Source organism: Treponema sp. R80B11-R83G3 (assembly GCF_054786115.1).
Window position 1 is genome coordinate 1 of record NZ_BDHF01000507.1, and the last position, 433, is coordinate 433.

Here is a 433-nt window from a genome sequence, read left to right on the forward strand (position 1 = left end):
ATTCCCTGCGCATCTTTGTGCTCTGACATTGTTTTTGTCCAGCGCTCATCGGTGGAACATACGGAAACCATACCATTTATAAAACAGCCGTCATCCGCCTGAATTCTGCGGGTGATAATATCGCCGATAATAATTGCGATATAAAGAATTACAAGGTGCCCGTCCGAAACAATGTTTCCATACACTACTCCGCCGATAGTCATATTTGCTCCTGTAACATTGCCTTTTATTCTCGCCCGTTCCCCTATTACCACTCTGCCCTTCGCCCTTACATCGCCACGAATGCTTCCGTCAATGCGCGTAAAGCCGCCGGTTTCAATGTCGCCCGTTAAATTTGTATTGGGGCCTATTATCGTGTTAATTGAATAATCGGAACTATCATGAGCCATTAGCTGTTAACGTCCTTGTTTAGCCAGACTGTTACGGATTGTAA

General features: G+C 45.0%; 1 protein-coding gene. It reads right to left on the minus strand.

Annotated features, from left to right (window positions below):
- A partial coding sequence (locus ACYVRH_RS14695) for a bactofilin family protein (protein WP_461257605.1) occupies nt 1–389 on the minus strand: 389 nt, incomplete at its 3' end.
- Nucleotides 390–433: the final 44 nt, after the last annotated feature.